The sequence below is a fragment of the Tepidiphilus olei genome (assembly GCF_006980705.1).
Taxonomy (GTDB): domain Bacteria; phylum Pseudomonadota; class Gammaproteobacteria; order Burkholderiales; family Rhodocyclaceae; genus Tepidiphilus; species Tepidiphilus olei.
The window spans coordinates 57,747-78,729 of sequence record NZ_SBHO01000009.1 but is presented as its reverse complement, the minus strand read 5'-3'; the positions used below and the strand labels follow the sequence as shown (position 1 = coordinate 78,729).

The following is a 20,983-nucleotide window of genomic DNA, read 5'->3' as shown; positions in this document are numbered from 1 at the left end:
CTTCTCCGCTATTGCTCAGCGCGTTTTCTCGAAACGGAAAATCCCGTTCTCCACCGTGACGCGAATCGTATCCTTCGGTCCGAAACGACCTTCGAGGATCGCCTTGGCGAGCGGATTCTCGATGAGGTCCTGGATCGCCCGCTTCAAGGGCCGCGCGCCGTAGACCGGGTCGTAGCCCGCCTTGGCGAGTTCGCGCAGGGCTTCCTCCGTCACCTCGAGGGCCATGTCCATGCGCGCGAGCCGCGCCTCGAGCCGGCGCAGCTGGATGCGCGCCACTCCGGCGATGTGCTCTTCGGCGAGCGGATGGAACACCACCACCTCGTCGATGCGGTTGAGGAACTCGGGACGGAAGAACCCGCGCACCTCGGCGAGCACGGCGAGCTTGATGACCTGATAGTCGTCCCCGGACATCTGCATGATGCGCTGGCTGCCGAGGTTGGAAGTCATCACGATCACGGTGTTGCGGAAATCCACCGTGCGTCCCTGGCCGTCGGTGAGTCGACCGTCGTCGAGCACCTGCAGCAGCACGTTGAACACGTCCGGGTGCGCTTTCTCGACCTCGTCGAAGAGGATCACGCTATAGGGCTTGCGCCGCACCTGCTCGGTGAGATAGCCCCCTTCCTCGTAGCCGACGTAGCCCGGAGGCGCACCGATGAGCCGCGCCACGGAGTGTTTCTCCATGTACTCGCTCATGTCGACGCGGATCATGTGATCCTCGGAATCGAAGAGGAAGTCGGCGAGCGCCTTGCACAGCTCCGTCTTCCCGACCCCCGTCGGTCCGAGGAAGAGGAAGGAGCCGATGGGGCGGTTCTCGTCGCCCAGACCCGCGCGCGAGCGCCGGATGGCATCGGAGACGAGCCGTACCGCTTCGTCTTGCCCCACCACCCGCTGATGCAAATGCTCTTCCATTTTGAGGAGCTTCTCGCGCTCGCTCTGCATCATCTTGCTCACGGGAATGCCCGTCATGCGCGAGACCACTTCGGCGATCTCTTCGGCGCCGACCTGGGTGCGCAAGAGCTTGAAAGGCGCGCCGGATTTCTCCGCCTCCTCGGCCTTCTTCAGCTCGGCCTCGAGCTGCGGCAGCCGTCCATATTGGATCTCGGCCACCTTGTCGAGCAGCCCCTTGCGCTGATACTCCAGCATCTGCGCGCGCAGGCGGTCGATCTCTTCCTTGAGGTGTTTGGTGCCCTGGATGCGCGCCTTCTCGGCCTTCCACACCTCTTCGAGCTCGCTGTATTCACGCTGCAGCCGCTCGAGCTCTTCCTCGATGAGCTTCAGACGCCGCTGCGAGGCTTCGTCCTTCTCCTTCTTCACCGCCTCGCGCTCGATCTTGAGCTGGATGATGCGCCGCTCGAGCTTGTCGAGCGCCTCGGGCTTGGAGTCGATCTCCATCTTGATGCGTGCGGCCGCCTCGTCGATGAGGTCGATCGCCTTGTCCGGCAGGAAGCGGTCGGTGATGTAGCGGTGCGAGAGCTCGGCCGCAGCGACGATGGCCGGGTCGGTGATCTCCACCCCGTGGTGGATCTCGTACTTCTCCTGCAGGCCACGCAAGATGGCGATGGTCTGCTCGACGGTGGGCTCCTCGACCATCACTTTCTGGAAACGGCGCTCGAGCGCGGCATCCTTCTCGATGTACTTGCGATACTCGTCGAGCGTGGTCGCGCCGATGCAATGCAGCTCGCCGCGCGCGAGCGCAGGCTTCAGCATGTTGCCCGCATCGAGCGCCCCTTCGGCCTTGCCTGCGCCCACCACGGTATGGATCTCGTCGATGAAGAGGATGATGCGCCCCTCTTCCTTGGTGATCTCGGTGAGGATGGCCTTCAGGCGCTCCTCGAACTCGCCGCGGTACTTGGCCCCGGCGATCAAGGCCGCCATGTCGAGCGCCAGGATGCGCTTGTCGCGCAGGCTCTCGGGAACCTCGCCATTGACGATGCGCTGCGCGAGCCCCTCGACGATGGCCGTCTTACCCACGCCGGGCTCACCGATGAGCACGGGATTGTTCTTGGTGCGTCGCTGCAGGATCTGGATGGTGCGCCGGATCTCGTCGTCGCGCCCGATCACCGGATCGAGCTTGCCGCGACGCGCCCGCTCGGTGAGGTCGATGGTATATTTCTCCAACACCCCGCGCTGCGCCTCGGCCTCGGGCGTCTCCACCTTCTGCCCGCCGCGCATCTGCTCGATGGCCGCCTCCAGCGCCTTGCGCGTCAAGCCGTGCTCGCGCGCGAGGCGCCCCGTCTCGCCCTTGTCTTCGGTGAGCGCGAGCAGGAACATTTCGGTGGCGATGTAAGGATCACCGCGTTTTTGCGCCTCGCGGTCGGTGAGGTTCAAAAGGTTGGCCAGATCGCGCCCGATCTGGACCTCTCCACCCGTGCCCTGCACCTGGGGTAGCGCATCGATCGCCTGGTGCAAGGCCGCCTTGAGCCCGGCGACATTGACGCCGGCGCGCTGCAGCAGGCTCACGGTCGAGCCGTCTTCCTGCTCGAGCAGCGCGAGCAGCAGATGCTGCGGCTCGATGAACTGGTTGTCGTGCCCCACCGCGATGCTCTGCGCTTCCTGAAGCGCCTGCTGGAACTTGGTGGTGAGTTTGTCGAATCTCATGGAACGCTCCGTCGAAGGAAAGCAATGGATGCCTTGTATATAGGTGCCGGATAGGAGAAATTCAAGCCCGAAGGAGCAAAAAATGCCAAAAGATTTAGCCGGTGGCATTGTGCAGTGCATCACATTTTTCTTGCACCCTTCTAGGAACGATGCTATAGTAAAAAAAGCGTTTTATCCACGTCCGTCACCATACTTACTGCGGGAGCAGATCATGAAGACTCAAAACAATTTGGCGCAATTGCAGCAAAAGCAATTGGAAAACGCGATGAAATTCACCCAGATGGCCATCGACAACACCCAGCGCCTGCTCGCGCTGCAGATCGAAACGGCCAAAGCCCTCTTCGAAGAAGGCGCGCGCAGCACTCAAGCGCTGCTCGCCGCCCAAGCGCCCGAGGAGCAATTGAAACTGCGCCAGGAGTTCGCGCAGAAATCGGCCGAAAAAATCATGGGCTGCATCAACGAGATCGCCCAACTCACCGTCAAGGCCCAGGCCGAGCTCAACCGCCTCGTCTCCGAAGCGATCACCACGGGTTCCCAGGAATGGACGCAGGCCATGCAATCGATGGGCACCAATCTGCCGAAAATGGGCGGTGAAGACCCGATGAAAGCCGTGCAGAGCGCGATCGACCAATCGCGCGCCGTGCTCGAGCAGATGTCGAAAATGACCACCGAAGCCTGGCAGAACATGATCTCCGGGGCGCAACAGCAGCCAGGCGGCAAGAAGTAAAACGACGACGCGAATTGAGCAGGGTGCGCTGTGATCACCAACGGCGCGCCCTATCCTCGTCTCCCTCCTTTGCCTCGACCCAACGGGTCCCTTCTTCCGTCTCTTCTTTCTTCCAAAACGGCGCTTCGGTCTTGAGGCGATCGATCAGGAATTCGCTGGCCGCAAACGCTTCGGCGCGGTGGCGGCTCGCCACCCCCACGAACACGATGCGCTCGCCCGGCAACAATCGCCCAAAGCGATGAATCACCGTGACCGCCGCCAAAGACCACCGCCGGCGCGCCTCCTCGACCAAAGTCTCGAGCGACTTCTCGGTCATACCTGGATAGTGCTCGAGCGTCATCGCCCGCACAGCCCCGCCCCGTACCGTCCCGATGAAGATGACGACCCCACCCACCTCGTCGGCCGCCCGGTGCAGCCGTTCGCTCTCGGCCCCGACGTCGAAATCCTCGGACTGTACCCGCACCACGTCCATGGCGTTCAACCTCCGGTGACGGGGGGAAAAAAGGCGATCTCGTCCCCATCGCAGACTGGCTCGTCCCAACCGCACAGGCTACGATTGCGCGCACAGCGAAGATTCTGCCACTCGAGCAAAGGCGCCCATTGAGCCCCCCGGCTGCCCAGATACGTCCGCAGAGCGCCCACCGTATGCACCGTCTCCGGCAAGGAGATGCGCTCCCCTTCGATCGAGAGCGCATCGCGCAGCGCCGCGAAATAGAGCACATTCACCACCATGCGTCCTCCTTTTCCTGCAAGCCGTGTCGCACTCCCCTCCCGTGGGTTCACGGCCGGTCGACGGGGGCACACGGCGCGTCGACGAAACCAAGCCCGATGACGGGAAAGCCCCGTGCCGCTCCTAATTCAACAGCTCCGCCAAGGGCCAATACCGCACGAGATCCCCCGTTCGCACCGGAGTGCCCGGAGGAAGATCCACCAGGCCGTCGGCCCACACGAGCGAAGCCAGGGCCGACGATCCCTGATCGGGGTAAGGCACGGCCCAGCCGCGCGCATCGAGCCGCACTCGTAAGAATTCACGCCGGGGATCGGGTCGGGTACGCGCGAACCCCGCCGGCACGCGCAAAGTACGCGACGCAGCCTCCTTCGCTCCTTGCAAACGACGCAGGAAGGGACGCACGAACAGGACGAAAGTCACGAACGCCGAGACCGGGTTACCCGGAAGCCCGACGAAATGCGCCGCCCCGACACGTCCGTAGGCAAGCGGCTTGCCTGGCTTGATCGCCAGTTTCCACAGATCGAGCCGTCCTTGCGCACGCACCGCGGCCACGACATGATCTTCCTCGCCCACCGACACCCCCCCGCTCGTGATCACCACGTCGGCGGCATCGGCCGCGCGGTGCAAAGCCAGCCGCGTCGCCTCCAACCGATCGGGCACCACGCCGTGGTCATCGACCAGGCATCCCATGCCTTCGAGCAGCGCGCGCAACTGATAGCGGTTGGCATTGTAGATCTGCCCCGGCCCCAAGGGGGTACCAGGCATCACGAGCTCGTCACCGGTCGAAAAAATCGCCACGCGTACCCGACGACGCACCGGCAAGGTGTCAAAGCCCACGCTTGCGGCCAACGCCAGGGCCTGGGGAGTGAGCACGGCGCCGGCGGAGAGGATCTCGGCGCCGAGGGCGATCTCACTGCCAGCGCGCCGTACCGACTCACCTGGATGAGGCACGTGGCGAAACACGACCCGATCGCCCTCCACCTCGACGCGCTCCTGCATCACGACCGCATCGGCCCCTTCGGGCAAAGGCGCCCCCGTGAAGATACGCGCCACAGTGCCTTCGGCGAGCGGCAAACCGATCGTTCCCGCAGGGATACGCTGGCTTACCGGCAAAAGAACGCCGACCCGTTCGAGCTCGGCGCAGCGTACGGCGTATCCATCCATCGCCGCGGTATCCTGTCGCGGTATGCTGATCGGGGAGTAGAGTGCATCGGCAAGCACACGCCCGCGCGCCTCCAACGTATCGATGAGTTCCACGTCGCGCACCGGTTCGACCGCCGACAGCAGCCGCGCCACCCCTTCCTCGAACGACATCAAAGCTTGCGTCACTACGTTTCCCCTCTGGATCCGATGTCTTCACTGGGTGCATCCGCACCCTGGCTCGACGCAGCATTCTCCTGCGCCGCCGTCGTCGCGATGGTACCCAAAAATTCCTCTGCGCGGCGCACGTCACGCGTACGGCGCATCGGCGGCAGACTGGACCACAAAATCTTGCCATAGACTCGGGTAACCATGCGCGGATCACAGATACACAACACGCCCCGATCGCTTTCGCTGCGAATGAGTCGACCCGCACCTTGTTTGAGCTGAATCGTGGCCTGCGGTAACTGCAGCAGGGCAAACGGAGACTGCCCCTCCTTTCTCAGCCGTTCCATGCGCGCCGCGAGCACGGGATCGTCCGGCGGTGCAAACGGCAGTTTGTCGATGACGACGAGTGAGAGGGCCTCGCCGGCGACGTCCACCCCTTCCCAGAAACTCTGGCTGCCGACGAGCACGGCTCGGGGCGTGGTGCGAAAGCGCTCGAGCAGCGCGTGACGTGGCCCCTCTCCTTGCACCAGCACCGTGTACTCGGCCCCCAAACGCGCTCGCAGTCCCTCACCCAGGCGCTGCATCGCCTTGAGCGAGGTACAGAGCACGAACGCCCGCCCTTCGGCGGCACGGATCAACCGCTCGGCCAATTCCTCCACCGCCGGCAGATGCTGCGGCGAACCCGGCTCCGGCATGCCGTGGGGCACCAGCAACAAAGCCTGGCGGCGATAGTCGAAGGGGCTCGCCCAGATTCCTTCGCGTACCGGCAGTTCCTCGTCGAACAGCCCGAGGTCACGGCGAAAATGTGCGAACGAACCGGCCACCGCCAGCGTCGCCGAAGTCATCACCCAGGCCCGCTTCCCCGCGCTCAGGAGCCGGGAAAACGCCGGCCCCGCCTCGATCGGCGTGCGGTGCAGCGTAAACCGCGTACCAACGGCCTCCACCCAGCGCACGAAACACGCTCCTTCTTCGCCCCATTGGGCGAGCAAGCGCTCGACCGCTTCGGCCCTGGTTACGAGCCGCTGCAAGTCCTCGCTGCGTTCCTGCTGGCTCGCCAGCGCCTCACGCAAGACGCCCGCGCTCGCCGTCAAGGTCTGCAGGGCCGATTCGAACCCGGCGGCTTGCTCCAGCGCCTGCTGCCGCGGCCAGCGCAGCGTCTCGGCCGGCAGGCTCAAGCGCAGGTCCTTCACCGCCTTGTCGAAGGCGTCGATCGCGTCGCGCAAGGGCCGAAAATCCGGCGCCGCCACCAACGCCTCCACCCGGGCATCGCGCACGAGCTCGAAGCACTGGGCCGAGGAAAGGCTCTCGCCGAAGAAAACCGCCGCGAGCTCGGGCAGCTGATGCGCCTCGTCGAACACCACCAGATCTACCTCCGGCAAAAGCCCGCCGACCCCCTCGTCGCGCAGCACCAGATCGGAGAAAAAGAGGTGGTGGTTCACCACCACGCACTCGGCCTCCTGCGCCGCGCGGCGTGCCTTCATGAGAAAGCACTCCTGCCAATGAGGGCAGTCCTGACCAAGGCAGTTATCGCGCGACGAAGTGGCGAAGGTCCAGACGAAGGAAGCTTCGGGCACAGCGGCACATTCCGCCTTGTCGCCAGAGACCGTGTGCTGCGCAAAGCGCGCGATGAGCCGCAACAGCGCCGCATCTTCGGCCGTGGTGAAACGCCCGTGGGCGAGGTTGCGCTCCAGGTGGTAAAGGCAGACGTAGTTCTGCCGCCCCTTGAGGAGCGCCGTGCGCACCGGAATTTTCAGCGCCGCCTTCAGGCGCGGCAAGTCGCGATGAAAGAGCTGATCCTGCAAGGTCTTCGTGCCGGTCGACACGATCACCTTGCGCCCCGAGAGCAAGGCCGGCAACAGATAGGCGAAGGTCTTGCCCGTGCCGGTGCCGGCTTCGGCGAGCAACACCCCTTTCTCCTCGATGGCGCGGGCCACGGCGAGCGCCATTTCGTGCTGCTGCGGCCGATGGACGAACCCGGGGATCGCCGCCGCGAGCCGTCCGCCCGGGCCGAGCTCCTCTTCGATGCGCGCCTCGAGCGTCTCCCCGTCCATTGCCGCTTCCGTCAATCGGGCCGGTGTGCTTCGGCCAGATAGTCGCGCGTGCGCATCTCGATCAGGCGGCTCGCGGTGCGGACGAATTCGTGCGCGTTCAAGCCCTCGCGGTAGAGTTCCTGTGGTTCGGCTTCGGCGGTGGCGATCAGTTTCACCCGATGATCGTAGAGCACGTCGATGAGCCAGGTGAAACGCCGCGCCTGCGAAGCCTGTGCCGGCCCCATCCGCGGGATGCCGCTTAGGAGCACCGTGTCGTGTTCGCGCGCGATTTCCAGGTAGTCGTTCTGCGAGCGCGGCCCGTCGCACAGCGCCGCGAAGGTGAACCAGATCACGTCCTGGTGCCGACCGAGACAAGGAATTTCTCGGCCGAAGATCGGGTAGGTACCAGGCACCGGCTCATGCCCCGTGAGGCGGCGGAAATCCTCCCGCAGCTTGGCCTCGTTCTCGGGCGAAGGCGGCACGAGGTAGAGCTCGACGTTCTCCAGGGTGCGCAGGCGATAGTCGGTGCCCGAATCGACCTCCAGCACGTCGAAGGTCCGTTCGATGAGGGCGATGGTGGGCAGGAAATTCACCCGCATGAGCCCGTTGGGATAGAGCCCGTGCGGCGGATAGTTCGAGGTGAGCACGAAGACCACGCCGCGCGCGAGCAAGGCTTCCAGCAGCCGACCCAGAATCATGGCATCGGCGATGTCCGAGACGTGGAATTCGTCGAAACACAGCAGCCGCACCTCTGCGGCGATGTCCTCGGCCACCTTGGCAAGCGGATCGGGAACCTCCTTGTGCCGGCGCAAATTTTCATGCACGCGCTGCATGAAGGCGTGGAAATGCACCCGCCTCTTGGCGGCAAAGGGGCAAGATTCGAAGAACACGTCCATCACGAAGCTCTTGCCACGCCCCACGCCCCCCCAGAGATAGACGCTGCGCACCGCTGGCTCGGTCGGTGCCGTATGCTTTGCCTTCGCTGCGAAGACACGGCGCAGAAAACCCAAGGGAACGCGCGAAGCCCCTTCGTCCCCAGGTCGTGGGCGCTCGGCGCGACACAGCGCCTCACACAGGCGTTGCAGCCGCTCGACGGCGCGGCGCTGCGCCGGATCGGGACGATAGCCCCGCTCAGCGAGCGCCGCCTCATAGGCCGCGACGATGTCACCCGCCGCGGCCGCGACCTGCTCGGCCATCAGAAATGCAGCGCCCGGCGATCGACCGCCAGCGCCGCTTCGTGCATCACCTCGGACAAAGTCGGGTGGGCATGGCAGATGCGCGCGATGTCCTCGGACGCCGCACCGAACTCCAGCGCCACCACCGCCTCGGCGATGAGCTCGGAAGCGTTCGCCCCGATGACGTGCACGCCCAGGATGCGGTCGGTCTTGGCACAGGCGATCATCTTGACGAAACCCTGCGGCGCCCCCATACCCAACGCCCGTCCGTTGGCGAGGAAAGGAATCTTGCCGACGCGATACTCCACGCCCTCGGCCTTGAGCTGGGCCTCGGTCTTGCCCACCCAGGCGATCTCGGGCGCCGTGTAGATCACCCACGGGATGGCATCGTAATTCACGTGCCCCGCCTGCCCGGCGATGCGCTCGGCCACCATCACCCCTTCTTCCATCGCCTTGTGCGCGAGCATGGGGCCGCGCACCACGTCGCCCACGGCCCAGACGTTGGGCAGGTTCGTGCAGCAATGATCGTCGACCACGATCTGACCCCGCTCATTGACCTGCAAGCCGACCCCCTCGGCACCGAGCCCGTCGGTGTTGGGCACGCGCCCCACCGAGACGATGACCCGGTCGGCCTTCAGCGTCTGCTCCTTGCCTTCCTGGTCGCGGTAGCGCAAGATCGCCCCATCACCTTTTACCTCGGCGCCCTCGATGGTGACGCCGAACTGGAACTTGAACCCCTGCTTGGTGAAGAGCGACAGCGCCTCCTTGGCCACGTCCGCGTCGGCGGCGGCGAGGAAGTCGGGTAGCGCTTCGAGGATGGTCACTTCCGACCCCAAACGACGCCACACCGACCCCATCTCGAGCCCGATGACACCGGCCCCGACAATGACGAGCCGCTTGGGTACCGATTGCAATTCGAGCGCACCGACGTTGTCGCACACGATGCGGTTATCCACCGGCAGGTTCGGCAGATGGCGCGCCTTGGAGCCCGTCGCCACGATCACGTGCTTGGCGAGCACCGTCTCCTCGCCCACGCGCACCTGCCAGCTCTCCCCTTCGCGACCGAGAAACTGCCCATGACCGGGCAGCAAGGTCACCTTGTTCTTGCGAAAGAGCCCCTTGATCCCCTGGGTGAGCTGGGTGACGATGCCGGCCTTGCGCTGCATCATCGCCGGCACGTCGATCGCCAGCCCCTGCACACGGATGCCCTGATCCGCAAAGGCATGGGCCGCCTCCTCATAGAGATGCGAAGTGTGTAGCAGAGCCTTCGAGGGAATACAACCCACATTGAGGCAAGTTCCGCCGAGGCGGGGTTCACCCTTGGGGTCGGCATAGGGATTGGATTCACAACAAGCGGTCTTGAAACCAAGCTGCGCGGCGCGGATCGCCGCGACGTAACCCCCCGGGCCACCGCCGATCACCAAGACGTCGAAACTTTGCATCGATCCTTCCTCCTCATGACGAAAAAGGGGCGGCATGTGCCGCCCCCTACGGCAATCACACGCCAAAGAGCAGGCGCGCCGGATCTTCCAGGGCTTCCTTGATCGTCACGAGACCGAGCACCGCCTCACGCCCATCGATGATTCGATGATCGTAAGACAGGGCGAGGTAGTTGATCGGACGGATCACGATCTGGCCATTTTCGACCACCGGACGGTCTTTGGTGGCATGGATGCCGAGGATGGCCGACTGCGGCGGGTTGATGATCGGCGTGGAGAGCATGGAACCGAACACCCCTCCGTTGGAGATGGAGAAGGTTCCCCCGGTCAATTCCTCGAGCGACAGACGCCCGTCCTTGGCTTTTTCGGCGAACTCGTTGATCTTTTTCTCGATCTCGGCCATGGAGAGCTGGTCGGCATCGCGCAGGATGGGCACCACCAGACCGCGCGGCGAACCCACGGCGATGCCGATGTCGATGTAGCCATGATAGATGATGTCGTCGCCATCGACCGAGGCGTTGAGGATGGGGAACTTCTTCAGGGCGGCGCAAACGGCCTTGACGAAGAAGCTCATGAACCCCAGACGCACGCCGTGTTCCTTCTCGAACTTCTCGCCGTACTTCTTGCGCAGCTCGATGACGGCAGCCATGTTGACCTCGTTGAAGGTGGTCAGCATGGCGTTTTCGTTCTTCGACTGCAGGAGGCGCTCGGCGATGCGCTTGCGCAGCTTGGTCATCGGTACGCGCTGCTCGGGACGTTCCCCCGTCACGGCAACGGCGGACGCGACCGGAGCGGCACCGCCGGCCGGTTTGGTTGCCGGCTGAGCCGCCAGCGCATCTTCCTTGGTGATGCGCCCGCCGCGCCCGCTACCCGACACACTTTCGGGCGCGATGCCCTTTTCTTCGAGGATCTTGCGTGCGGCGGGGCTCGCCACGGCGGCAGTGGTGGCGGAGTCACTCTGGCCCTTGGCCGGCGCTTGCGCCGACTCGGACGCCGCCGCCCCCGACGTCGCACCGACAGACGGCTTGGCTTCGGTATCGATCTGAGCGATCACCTCGCCGGAGGTCACGGCTTCTCCATCCCCCTTGAGGATCTTCACCAGGACCCCATCGGCCGGGGCCGGCGTCTCCAATACGACCTTGTCGGTCTCGATATCGACAAGGTTCTCGTCGCGCTTGACGAACTCCCCCTCCTTCTTGTGCCAAGCCACCAGCGAGGCTTCGGCCACCGACTCGGACAGCTGGGGCACTTTCACTTCGATCAACATGTCATTCTCCTGACGGTCTGGTATGACTGCGCGCTCAATCGGCCTCGATCGGGCCGAACGCCCCTTCGATCACGGCCTTCTGTTGCGCCACGTGCTTGGCGAGGTACCCCACGGCGGGCGAGGAGCTGGCCGGGCGCGCGACGAGCAGTAGGCGACGACCGCGCCCGAGCTCGTTCTTCAGATGCTGGCGCGACAGCAGCCAGTACCACACGCCCTGGTTGCGCGGTTCTTCTTGCACCCAGACGAGTTCCTTGGCTTGGGCGAAGGGCTTGAGGGCAGCGTTGAGCGCCTCTGCCGGGAAAGGATAGAGTTGCTCCAGCCGGATGATGGCCGTATCGTCTATCCCTTTCTCGCGCCGGTAAGCGAGCAACTCGTAATAGATCTTGCCCTGGCACAGCAGCACGCGCTTGACCTTCTTCGGCGCGAGCTCTTCGACTTCACCGATCACGGTACGATACCCTCCGTGCAGGAAGTCTTCCATGGGTGAGCCAGCCTCTTTCAGGCGCAGCAGCGACTTGGGCGTGAACACTACAAGGGGTTTGCGCACGCGCCGCAGCATCTGACGGCGCAGCAGATGGAAGATCTGTGCCGCGGTGGTGGGCACGCACACCTGCCAGTTACGCTCGGCCGATAGCTGCAGATAGCGCTCGATGCGCGCCGAAGAGTGCTCCGGCCCTTGCCCCTCATAGCCGTGCGGCAGCAGCAGGGTCAGCCCGCACAACCGCCCCCACTTGGCTTCGCCCGAGGCGATGAACTGGTCGATCACCACCTGAGCGCCGTTGGCGAAGTCGCCGAATTGGGCCTCCCAGATGGTGAGCTGGTTCGGCTCGGTGATGGCGTAGCCATAGTCGAAGCCCAGCGTCCCCTCTTCCGAGAGGGTGGAATCATAGACGTAGAACGGCGCTTGCCCTTCCTGGATGTTCTGCAGCGGAACGTAAGTGCCTTCGTCGCGCCGCTCGCGGTTCTGGTCGTGCAGCACCGCATGGCGGTGGAAGAAGGTGCCGCGCCCCACGTCTTCGCCCGACAGGCGCACGCCGAAACCCTGCGCCACGAGGGAGGCATAAGCGAGGTTCTCGCCGAATCCCCAGTCGGCCGGGATCTCGCCGAGCCCCATCGCCCGCCGGTCCTCGATGATCTTCTGCACCCGCGGATGCAGCTCGAAACCTTCGGGAATCGTGGTGAGCCGTTCGGCCAGGCGCCGATATTCGGGTGCGGGAATGGACGTATCGCACTCGTCGGTATATTCCTGTCCGATGAACGGGGTCCAGTCGATCGCGTGCTTGCGCACGACGTTGGCCACGACGGGATTGTAGAGGAGCTCGCCGCGGTCGAGATGTTCGCGGTATTCCTGGATGTAGCGCTCGGGGTCGTCAGAGGCGATCACACCGCTCTGCACGAGATGATCGGCATAGAGCTTGCGCGTGCCCGGATGCTGCCGGATGCGGCGATACATCAGCGGCTGGGTCACCGCCGGTTCGTCCTGTTCGTTGTGTCCGAGCTTGCGGAAGCAGACGATATCCACGACCACGTCTTTCTTGAATTCCTTGCGGAATTCCATGGCGAGCTGCATCACGAAGGCCACCGCCTCGGGGTCGTCGCCATTGACGTGGAAGATGGGCGACTCGGCCATCTTGAAGACGTCGGTACAGTAGGTGGAGGAGCGCAGGTCACGCGGATCGGACGTGGTAAAGCCGATCTGGTTGTTGATGACGATGTGCACCGCGCCGCCCACGCCGTAGCCGCGCGTCTGGGCGAAGTTGAGCACCTCCTGGTTCACCCCTTGCCCCGCCACCGCCGCGTCGCCGTGGATGATGATCGGCACGACCTGATCCTTGGCCTCGGCCGGGTCACGGCGCTGCTGGCGGGCGTAGGCCGAACCGAGCACGACGGGATTGACGATCTCGAGGTGCGAGGGGTTGAACATGAGCGAGAGGTGCACCGGCCCACCCGGGGTGAGCACGTCGCTCGAGAAACCCATGTGGTACTTCACGTCGCCGGCGGTGAGCTCCTCGGCCTTCTTGCCCTCGAATTCGGCAAAGAGCATGGCCGGCGGCTTGCCCAGGACATTGACCAGCACGTTGAGACGCCCGCGGTGCGCCATGCCGATGACGATTTCCTGCGCGCCATGCCGCCCGGCCACGCGGATCGCCTCGTCCAGCGCCACGATGGCCGACTCTCCCCCTTCGAGCGAAAAGCGCTTCTGACCGACGTAGCGGGTGTGCAGGTAGCGCTCCAGGGTTTCGGCGGCGGTGAGCCGCTCGAGGATGCGTTTCTGCTGATCGACCGTGAGCTTCGCCTTGCCATGCACCGGCTCGAAGCGCGCCTGCAGCCAGCGCTTCTGTGCCGTGTCGGTGATGTACATGTATTCGACGCCCACGGTGCGGCAATACGTCTGACGCAGCGCATCGAGGATCTCACGCAGCGTGGCCGTCTGTTTCTCCAGCCCGCGGAAAGAGCCGACGTTGAACTCGCGGTTGAGATCGGCTTCCGTGAGCCCATAGGTGGCCGGCTCGAGCTCCTCCACACGCGGCTTTTCGTGCAGTTTCAGAGGATCGATGTCGGCGACGCGGTGGCCGAGGAAGCGGTGCGCGTTGATGAGCTGCAGCACCCCCACCTGACGCTGGCCATCGTCGGTGCCGGTCTTGACGAAGCGCACCGGCCCCATCTTGGCCATTTGCTCGAACGCGGCGCGGATCGGAGCGTGTGGCACTTCCTGCTCCGGCCCCGGTCCCTGACGCAGGGCATCGAAATAGCGTCGCCATTCTTCGGGGACCGACTGCGGATCGACGAGATAATGCTCGTAGAGCTCCTCGACGAACGGGGCGTTGGCCCCGAAAAGGACGGTCGTGTCCTGGAATTCCTTGTACATGGGGATCTCTCTTTCAGGCCTGAGCCTGGGTTCCGGTCATACGATGGCTCATCCCCGAGCCTCGAGCGGCACGACGTCGCGACGCGGCGCACCGACGTAGAGCTGACGCGGACGGCCGATCTTGTATTCGGGATCGGTGATCATCTCTTCCCACTGCGTGAACCACCCCACCGTGCGCGCGAGCGCGAAGATGCAGGTGAACATCGAAGTCGGGATGCCGATGGCACGCTGCACGATGCCGGAGTAGAAATCCACGTTGGGATAGAGTTTCTTCTCGACGAAGTATTCGTCTTCCAATGCGATCTTCTCCAGCGCCATGGCCAACTTGAAGAGGCGATCGTTCTCCAGACCCAGCTCCTGCAGCACCTCGTGGCAAATCTGGCGCATGAGCTTGGCACGTGGGTCGTAGTTCTTGTAGACGCGGTGACCGAATCCCATGAGCTTGAAGGGGTCGTTCTTGTCCTTGGCGCGCTCGATGTACTCACCCACGCGAGAGACGTCGCCGATCTCCTCGAGCATGCGCAGACAGGCCTCGTTGGCGCCGCCATGCGCCGGGCCCCACAGGCAGGCGATGCCGGCAGAGATGCAGGCGAAGGGATTCGCCCCCGAGGAACCGGCCAGACGCACCGTGGAGGTGGAGGCGTTCTGCTCGTGGTCGGCGTGCAGGGTGAAGATGACGTCCATCGCGCGCACGAGCACCGGATTGGGCTCGTACTTCTCGCAGGGCGTACCGAACATCATGTGCAGGAAATTCGCCGCGTACGAGAGGTCGTTGCGCGGATACATGAACGGCTGGCCCACGTTGTACTTGTAGGCCATCGCCACGATGGTGGGCATCTTGGCCACCAGCCGGATGAAGGAAACGGTGCGATGCTCGGCGTCGCTGAAGTCGAGCACGTCGTGATAGAAGGCCGAAAGGGCTCCGACCACGCCGACCATCACCGCCATGGGGTGGGCGTCGCGACGAAAACCGGTGAAGAAACGGTTCATCTGGTCGTGCAGCATGTTGTGACGCCGCACGCGGTTGTCGAAGTCTTCGAGTTCGGTCTTGGTGGGCAGCTCGCCGTTGCGCAGCAGATAGGCGACTTCGATGAAGGAACACTGTTCGGCCAACTGCTCGATGGGATAGCCGCGGTAGAGGAGTTCCCCCTTTTCTCCATCGATGTAGGTGATGGAAGAGCGACAGCTCGCCGTGGAGAGAAAACCGGGGTCGTAGGTGAAATGCCCGGTTTCGCTGCCGAGTTTGCGGATGTCGATCACGTCGTTGCCGAGCGTGCCCGAGAGGATGGGATAGTGATATTCCTTGCCGTCGATGACGAGCGTCGCTTTACGTTCCGTGCTCATGCTTTTTCTCCTTCGTTTTCGAGGGTTCCGAACCCCTCCTCACCCGTCAGGCGCGTGCGCCGGTGCACCCTCACGCCGCGCAGTTTTTCGACCATCCCGCTCCAATGCGGCCGAGGGATGGGACGGGTACCATTGACGAGAGCCCACAGTTCGTGGTCTTCCAATGCCAGCAGCTCTTCGAGGATCGCGAGTTCCTCGTCGCCAAGCCGGTCGAACTCGACCTCCAGGAAATCCTGGAAGATGAGGTCGAGTTCGAGCAGGGCCCGCCGACAATGCCAGCGGATCCGTCCCTTGGGGCTCGTCATACCGCACGCGAGACCATCAGCTCCTTGATCTTGCCGATGGCCTTGGTGGGGTTGAGATGCTTGGGACAGACATCGACACAGTTCATGATCGTATGGCAGCGGAAGAGCCGATACGGATCGTTGAGGTTGTCGAGCCGCTGATTCGTGGCCGTGTCGCGCGTATCGGCAATGAAGCGATAGGCGTTCAACAACCCCGCTGGGCCGACGAACTTGTCCGGGTTCCACCAGAACGACGGGCAAGAGGTCGAGCAACACGCGCACAGAATGCATTCATAGACGCCGTTCAACTCCTCGCGCTCCTCGGGCGTCTGCAGCCGTTCGCGCTCGGGCGGAGGATCGTCGTTGATGAGGTACGGCGTGATCGAATGGTACTGCTTGAAGAACTGCGTCATGTCGACGATGAGATCGCGGATCACCGGCAGGCCCGGCAGCGGACGCAGCACGATGGGTTGCGCCAGGCTGTCGATGTCGGTGAGGCAGGCCAGGCCGTTCTTGCCGTTGATGTTCATCGCATCCGACCCGCACACCCCTTCGCGACAGGAGCGGCGGAAGGACAGCGAATCGTCCTTGGCCTTGACGCGCACGAGCGCCTGCAGCAGCTTCTTGTCGGTCGGTTCGAGCTCGACCGAAATGTCTTGCATGTAGGGTTTCTGATCCTTGTCGGGATCGTAGCGATAGATGCGGAATTGCACCACTCGGGTCATGGTCGATTCTCCCGCCGGTCAGTACGTGCGCTTGGCGAGCGCGATGGGTTGGGTGTCGGGGTTGAGCGGCTTGAGATTGACCGGCTTGTACTCGAGCCGGTTGCCGTCGCGGAACCACAGGGTGTGTTTGAGCCACTCCTTGTCGTTGCGCCCGTTGGGGAATTCGGGCGTATCGGGACAATCGTCGCGCACGTGCGCCCCACGGGATTCCTTGCGCGCCGCGGCCGAGATCATCGTCGCTTTGGCCACCTCGATGAGGTTCTCGAGCTCGAGCGCCTCCATGCGCGCCGTGTTCCATACTTTGGAATGGTCGCGGATGGCCGTGCGACGCACCCGTTCCTCGACCGCGAGGATTTTCTGCACCCCTTCCTCGAGCTTGTCCTTGAAGCGGAAGACGCCCGCGTGGTTTTGCATCGTGCGCTGCAGCTCGAGCAGCACATCGGCCACCGGCTCGCCTTCTTTCTGGTTCTCGAGGCGCGCCAGGCGCGCGAGGCTCACCTCGGCCGCATCCTTGGGCAGCTCACGCAAGCTCAGGTTACCGCTCTTGATATCGGCCACGGCGGTTTCGGCCGAGGCCTTGCCGAAGACGAGCAGGTCGAGCAGCGAGTTGGTGCCCAGACGGTTGGCGCCGTGCACCGACGCACAGGCGCACTCGCCGGCGGCGTAGAGCCCGGGCACCGGCGCGTTGGGATCGCCGTTCTTGGGCATCACCACCTGACCACGATAGTTGGTCGGAATGCCGCCCATCATGTAGTGGCAAGTAGGTACCACCGGAATCGGCTCCTTGATCGGATCGACCCCGGCGAACTGGATGGCGATCTCGCGGATGCCCGGCAGCCGCTTCATGATGATCTCGGGCGAGAGGTGCGTGATGTCGAGCAGGACGTAGTCCTTGTTCGGCCCACAGCCGCGCCCCTCGTTGATCTCGGTGACCATGGCACGGGCAACGACGTCGCGCGAGGCCAGATCCTTGAGGTTGGGCGCATAGCGCTCCATGAAGCGCTCGCCGTTGCAATTGCGCAGAATGCCGCCTTCGCCGCGCACCCCTTCGGTGATGAGCACGCCCGCACCGGCAACGCCCGTGGGGTGGAATTGCCAAAACTCCATGTCTTCGAGCGGAATGCCGGCACGCGCGGCCATCCCCAGACCGTCGCCGGTATTGATGAAGGCGTTGGTCGAGGAATGATAGATACGCCCCGCCCCGCCGGTGGCGAAGATGGTGGCCTTGGCGTGGAAGATCGCCACTTCGCCCGTTTCGAGTTCGAGCGCCGTAACGCCGAGCACGTGCCCCTCGCTGTCGCGGATGAGGTCGAGGGCCATCCATTCGACGAAGAAGTGGGTGCGCGCGCGCACGTTGCGCTGGTAGAGCGCATGCAGCATCGCGTGCCCGGTGCGGTCGGCCGCGGCACAGGAGCGCATCACCGGCGCCTCACCGTAATTCATCGAATGCCCGCCGAAGGGACGCTGATAAATCTTGCCCTCGTCGGTACGGTCGAACGGCATGCCATAGTGCTCGAGCTCGATCACGACCTCGTTGGCCTTGCGCACCATGAACTCGATCGCATCCTGGTCACCCAGCCAGTCGGACCCCTTGACGGTGTCGTACATGTGCCAGTGCCAGTGATCGGGCGTGGAGTTGCCCAGCGAGGCGGCCACTCCGCCCTGCGCCGCCACGGTGTGCGAGCGCGTGGGGAACACCTTGGTGAGCACCGCCGTGCGCAACCCCGCCTCGGCCAGTTGCAGCGCTGCGCGCAGGCCGGCGCCACCGGCGCCGACGATCACGGCATCGAAGGTATGCTTCGCGACTTTCACGGTCAGAGTCTCCACAGGATTTTGGCCGCCCAGCCGGCGTAGCCGACGAGCAGGAAGAGCGTGACGAGATGCAACGCCAGGCGCAGGCCCAGCGGCTTGACGTAATCCATCCAGATGTCGCGCACGCCGACCCACGCGTGATAGGCAAGCGACATGAAGAAGAGGAAGGTGAGGAAGCGCATCAGCCCGCCCGAGAAGAGTGCTGACCAGTGTTCATGGTCCATCTTGGGCAAGGTTAGCGCCGAGAAGGCAAAAATGATGGTATAGAGCGCCATGTAAGCACCGGTGGCGCGCTGACCGAGCCAATCGCGCAGGCCGTAGCCGGCGCCGACGACGAGACGTTTCACCATAGCCAGACTCCCAGGATCACGGTGAGCGTAAGGCTGACGATCAGCACCAGCCGCGCGCTCTGGCGCGCTTGCTCGAGCTCGATGCCCTTGTGCAGATCGAGCAGCAGGAAGCGGATGCCGGCGCAGAAATGGTGCAGGTAGGCCCACAGCAGACCGAAGAGGATCAGCTTCACCAGCGGATGGCCGACGATCGCCTTGTAGGTGGCGAACGTCTCGGGTGAAGACACGCTCAAGTCGAACAGATACAACAAAAACGGCAACAGCAGGAACAACCCGGCCCCGCTGATCCGATGCAGGATCGAGACGATCCCCGGCAACGGCAGCCGAATTTCCCGCAGGTCGAGAAACTTGGGCCGCGCCTTTCGTGCCACGCTTGCTTCGCTCATCGCGCTTGCTCCCTTGGTCACACATACGCGCCCGCCCCGGCGGACGCACCCTCGAAAAAACGGCGCTCGCCGACCCGACTCAGGTCAGCTCGTTGTGGTAATGGTATTGCGTGGTGAGATAGCGCCCACGGCGCCATTCCACCGGCCGATCATTGTAAGTATACGTCACGCGCTCCACCGATAAAAGCGGCGTTCCCTCCTTCACGCCCAGCGTCTCGGCGGCCATGCGGTCGGCGGCCACGGCGCGGATGCGCTCCTCGGCCCGCAGCATGCGCACGCCGAAGCGCGTCTCGAAGAAACTGTAGAGCGAACCCTTCCACTCTTTGAGCGTGTCGAGCGTGAGCCCCTCGAATACTTCGCCAGGGAGATAGATTTCGTCGAGCACCACCGGTTTGCCCGAAAATTTCAATACCCGCCTGAGGATGATGATCGGATCGCCCACGGGAATCTGCAGCACGCGGGCCGCTTCTTGTCCCGCCTTGGCGCGCCAGCAGTCGAGCGGCACGCTCTGCGGCTGGGTCAGGCTGCCGTCGTCGGGTACGAGCCGCAGGAAACGGAAGAACTGGCGCGGATCGTGGTGAGAGACCACGAAGGTTCCTTTGCCCTGCTTGCGCTCGAGCACGTTCTCCGCGGCCAATTCGTCGACGGCCTTGCGCACGGTTCCTTGAGAAACGCCGAAACGAGCCGCCAGCTCCTGCTCGCTGGGGATGGCCTCGCCCGGTCGCCATTCGCCGGATTCCAGCGCCTGGACGATCAACGATTTGATCTGCCGATACAACGGACTGAAGGAGGGTGCATTCGAAGCCATGTTTGCTATTTCAGCACAAAAAAGATAGGACGTCTACCATGTCTACCGTCTTATATAAGATATAAGACATGGATTGACAAGCTGCGATCACCCGACTAGGATTCAAAGGTTATCGTTCACCATGGAGAACACCGATGAGCAAAGCCCCCGTTCGCGTCGCCGTCACCGGCGCCGCCGGTCAGATCGGCTACAGCCTGTTGTTCCGCATCGCCAGCGGCGAAATGCTGGGGAAAGACCAGCCCGTCATCCTGCAGCTGCTCGACCTGCCCCAGGCGCAAAAAGCGGTCAAGGGCGTGATGATGGAACTCGAAGACTGCGCCTTTCCGCTGCTCGCCGGCATGATCGCCACCGACGACCCCAACGTCGCGTTCAAGGATGCCCAAATCGCCCTGCTCGTGGGCGCACGCCCGCGCGGGCCCGGCATGGAGCGCAAGGACCTGCTCTCCGAAAACGCGAAAATCTTCACCGTGCAGGGCAAGGCGATCGCCGAACACGCCAATCCCGACTGCAAGGTGCTGGTGGTCGGCAACCCCTGCAACACCAACGCCTACATCGCGATGAAGACCGCCGAGAAAGTCGGCCGCATCCCCGCGAAAAATTTCACCGCCATGCTGCGGCTGGACCACAACCGGGCGCTCGCCCAGCTGGCGATCAAAACCGGCCGGCCGGTGTCGAGCTTCGAGCACATCGTCGTCTGGGGCAACCACTCCCCCACCATGTACCCCGACTACCGCTTCTGCACCTCCAACGGCGAGTCGGTCAAGGATCTCATCAACGACGAAACCTGGTACCGCGAAGTCTTCATCCCCACGGTCGGCAAACGCGGCGCCGCCATCATCGAGGCGCGCGGCCTCTCTTCGGCCGCCTCCGCCGCCAACGCCGCCATCGACCACATCCGTGACTGGTGGCTGGGCACGAACGGTCGCTGGGTGACGATGGGCGTGCCTTCTGACGGCTCCTACGGCATTCCCGAAGGCATCATCTTCGGTTTCCCCTGCGTGTGCGAGAACGGGGAATACCGCATCGTCCAGGGCCTGCCGATCGACGATTTCTCCCGCGAGCGCATCCTCGTCACGCTCAATGAGCTCATCGAGGAACGCGAAGGCGTCAAGGACCTCCTCGGCTGAGCCT

General features: G+C 63.9%; 18 protein-coding genes. 2 read left to right on the top strand and 16 right to left on the bottom strand.

The features are described from left to right. Positions 1-15: 15 nt before the first annotated feature. A complete protein-coding gene (gene clpB, locus EPD80_RS09775) occupies positions 16-2,598 on the bottom strand; it encodes an ATP-dependent chaperone ClpB (protein WP_142811381.1) in 2,583 nt (860 codons plus the stop codon). A gap of 211 nt (positions 2,599-2,809) precedes the next feature. Here clpB and EPD80_RS09770 point away from each other — a divergent pair, with 211 nt between their 5' ends. Beyond that, on the top strand, positions 2,810-3,325 hold the full coding sequence (locus tag EPD80_RS09770; protein WP_185957758.1) for a phasin family protein: 516 nt from the start codon (positions 2,810-2,812) through the stop codon (positions 3,323-3,325). Positions 3,326-3,359: 34 nt separating this feature from the next. On the opposite strand, the gene moaE is transcribed toward EPD80_RS09770, so the two are convergent. From moaE to EPD80_RS09695, 15 genes are all read right to left on the bottom strand, one after another. Beyond that, positions 3,360-3,797, bottom strand: a complete 438-nt coding sequence (gene moaE, locus EPD80_RS09765; protein ID WP_142811377.1) for a molybdopterin synthase catalytic subunit MoaE — start codon at positions 3,795-3,797, stop codon at positions 3,360-3,362. Between the two features lie 5 nt (positions 3,798-3,802). Beyond that, entirely contained in the window at positions 3,803-4,054 is a 252-nt protein-coding gene (locus EPD80_RS09760) for a MoaD/ThiS family protein (RefSeq protein ID WP_390613105.1), read from the bottom strand. A gap of 124 nt (positions 4,055-4,178) precedes the next feature. After that, a complete protein-coding gene (locus EPD80_RS09755) occupies positions 4,179-5,384 on the bottom strand; it encodes a molybdopterin molybdotransferase MoeA (protein ID WP_142811373.1) in 1,206 nt (401 codons plus the stop codon). Next, the gene (locus EPD80_RS09750) at positions 5,384-7,414 is read right to left on the bottom strand and encodes an ATP-dependent DNA helicase (RefSeq protein ID WP_142811371.1); all 2,031 of its coding nucleotides are present in this window, start codon (positions 7,412-7,414) and stop codon (positions 5,384-5,386) included. Before EPD80_RS09750 ends, EPD80_RS09755 begins: the two co-directional genes overlap by 1 nt. Before the next feature lie 11 nt (positions 7,415-7,425). Continuing rightward, positions 7,426-8,589 carry a cell division protein ZapE gene (zapE, locus tag EPD80_RS09745; protein WP_142811369.1) on the bottom strand — a complete coding sequence of 388 codons (1,164 nt, stop codon included), beginning with the start codon at positions 8,587-8,589 and terminating at the stop codon, positions 7,426-7,428. Then, positions 8,589-10,010, bottom strand: a complete 1,422-nt coding sequence (lpdA, locus tag EPD80_RS09740) for a dihydrolipoyl dehydrogenase (RefSeq protein WP_142811367.1) — start codon at positions 10,008-10,010, stop codon at positions 8,589-8,591. The genes zapE and lpdA overlap by 1 nt, the downstream gene beginning before the upstream one ends. A gap of 55 nt (positions 10,011-10,065) precedes the next feature. After that, positions 10,066-11,274, bottom strand: coding sequence for a 2-oxoglutarate dehydrogenase complex dihydrolipoyllysine-residue succinyltransferase (gene odhB, locus EPD80_RS09735; RefSeq protein ID WP_142811365.1), 1,209 nt, complete (start codon positions 11,272-11,274; stop codon positions 10,066-10,068). A gap of 34 nt (positions 11,275-11,308) precedes the next feature. Then, entirely contained in the window at positions 11,309-14,143 is a 2,835-nt protein-coding gene (locus tag EPD80_RS09730; protein WP_142811363.1) for a 2-oxoglutarate dehydrogenase E1 component, read from the bottom strand. Positions 14,144-14,191: 48 nt separating this feature from the next. Further along, on the bottom strand, positions 14,192-15,487 hold the full coding sequence (gltA, locus tag EPD80_RS09725; protein ID WP_142811361.1) for a citrate synthase: 1,296 nt from the start codon (positions 15,485-15,487) through the stop codon (positions 14,192-14,194). Then, a complete protein-coding gene (locus tag EPD80_RS09720) occupies positions 15,484-15,792 on the bottom strand; it encodes an FAD assembly factor SdhE (protein ID WP_142803431.1) in 309 nt (102 codons plus the stop codon). Before EPD80_RS09720 ends, gltA begins: the two co-directional genes overlap by 4 nt. Beyond that, complete coding sequence (locus tag EPD80_RS09715) at positions 15,789-16,496, bottom strand: succinate dehydrogenase iron-sulfur subunit (RefSeq protein ID WP_142803432.1); 708 nt, start codon at positions 16,494-16,496, stop codon at positions 15,789-15,791. Before EPD80_RS09715 ends, EPD80_RS09720 begins: the two co-directional genes overlap by 4 nt. Positions 16,497-16,514: 18 nt before the next feature. Continuing rightward, a complete protein-coding gene (gene sdhA / locus EPD80_RS09710; RefSeq protein WP_142811359.1) occupies positions 16,515-18,308 on the bottom strand; it encodes a succinate dehydrogenase flavoprotein subunit in 1,794 nt (597 codons plus the stop codon). Positions 18,309-18,310: 2 nt separating this feature from the next. Continuing rightward, positions 18,311-18,658, bottom strand: coding sequence for a succinate dehydrogenase, hydrophobic membrane anchor protein (sdhD, locus tag EPD80_RS09705; RefSeq protein WP_142811357.1), 348 nt, complete (start codon positions 18,656-18,658; stop codon positions 18,311-18,313). Beyond that, positions 18,652-19,044, bottom strand: a complete 393-nt coding sequence (gene sdhC, locus EPD80_RS09700) for a succinate dehydrogenase, cytochrome b556 subunit (RefSeq protein WP_142803435.1) — start codon at positions 19,042-19,044, stop codon at positions 18,652-18,654. Before sdhC ends, sdhD begins: the two co-directional genes overlap by 7 nt. A gap of 79 nt (positions 19,045-19,123) precedes the next feature. Beyond that, the gene (locus EPD80_RS09695) at positions 19,124-19,852 is read right to left on the bottom strand and encodes a GntR family transcriptional regulator (RefSeq protein ID WP_142803436.1); all 729 of its coding nucleotides are present in this window, start codon (positions 19,850-19,852) and stop codon (positions 19,124-19,126) included. A 134-nt stretch (positions 19,853-19,986) separates the two neighbouring features. Here EPD80_RS09695 and EPD80_RS09690 point away from each other — a divergent pair, with 134 nt between their 5' ends. Continuing rightward, the gene (locus EPD80_RS09690) at positions 19,987-20,979 is read left to right on the top strand and encodes a malate dehydrogenase (RefSeq protein WP_142803437.1); all 993 of its coding nucleotides are present in this window, start codon (positions 19,987-19,989) and stop codon (positions 20,977-20,979) included. Positions 20,980-20,983: the final 4 nt, after the last annotated feature.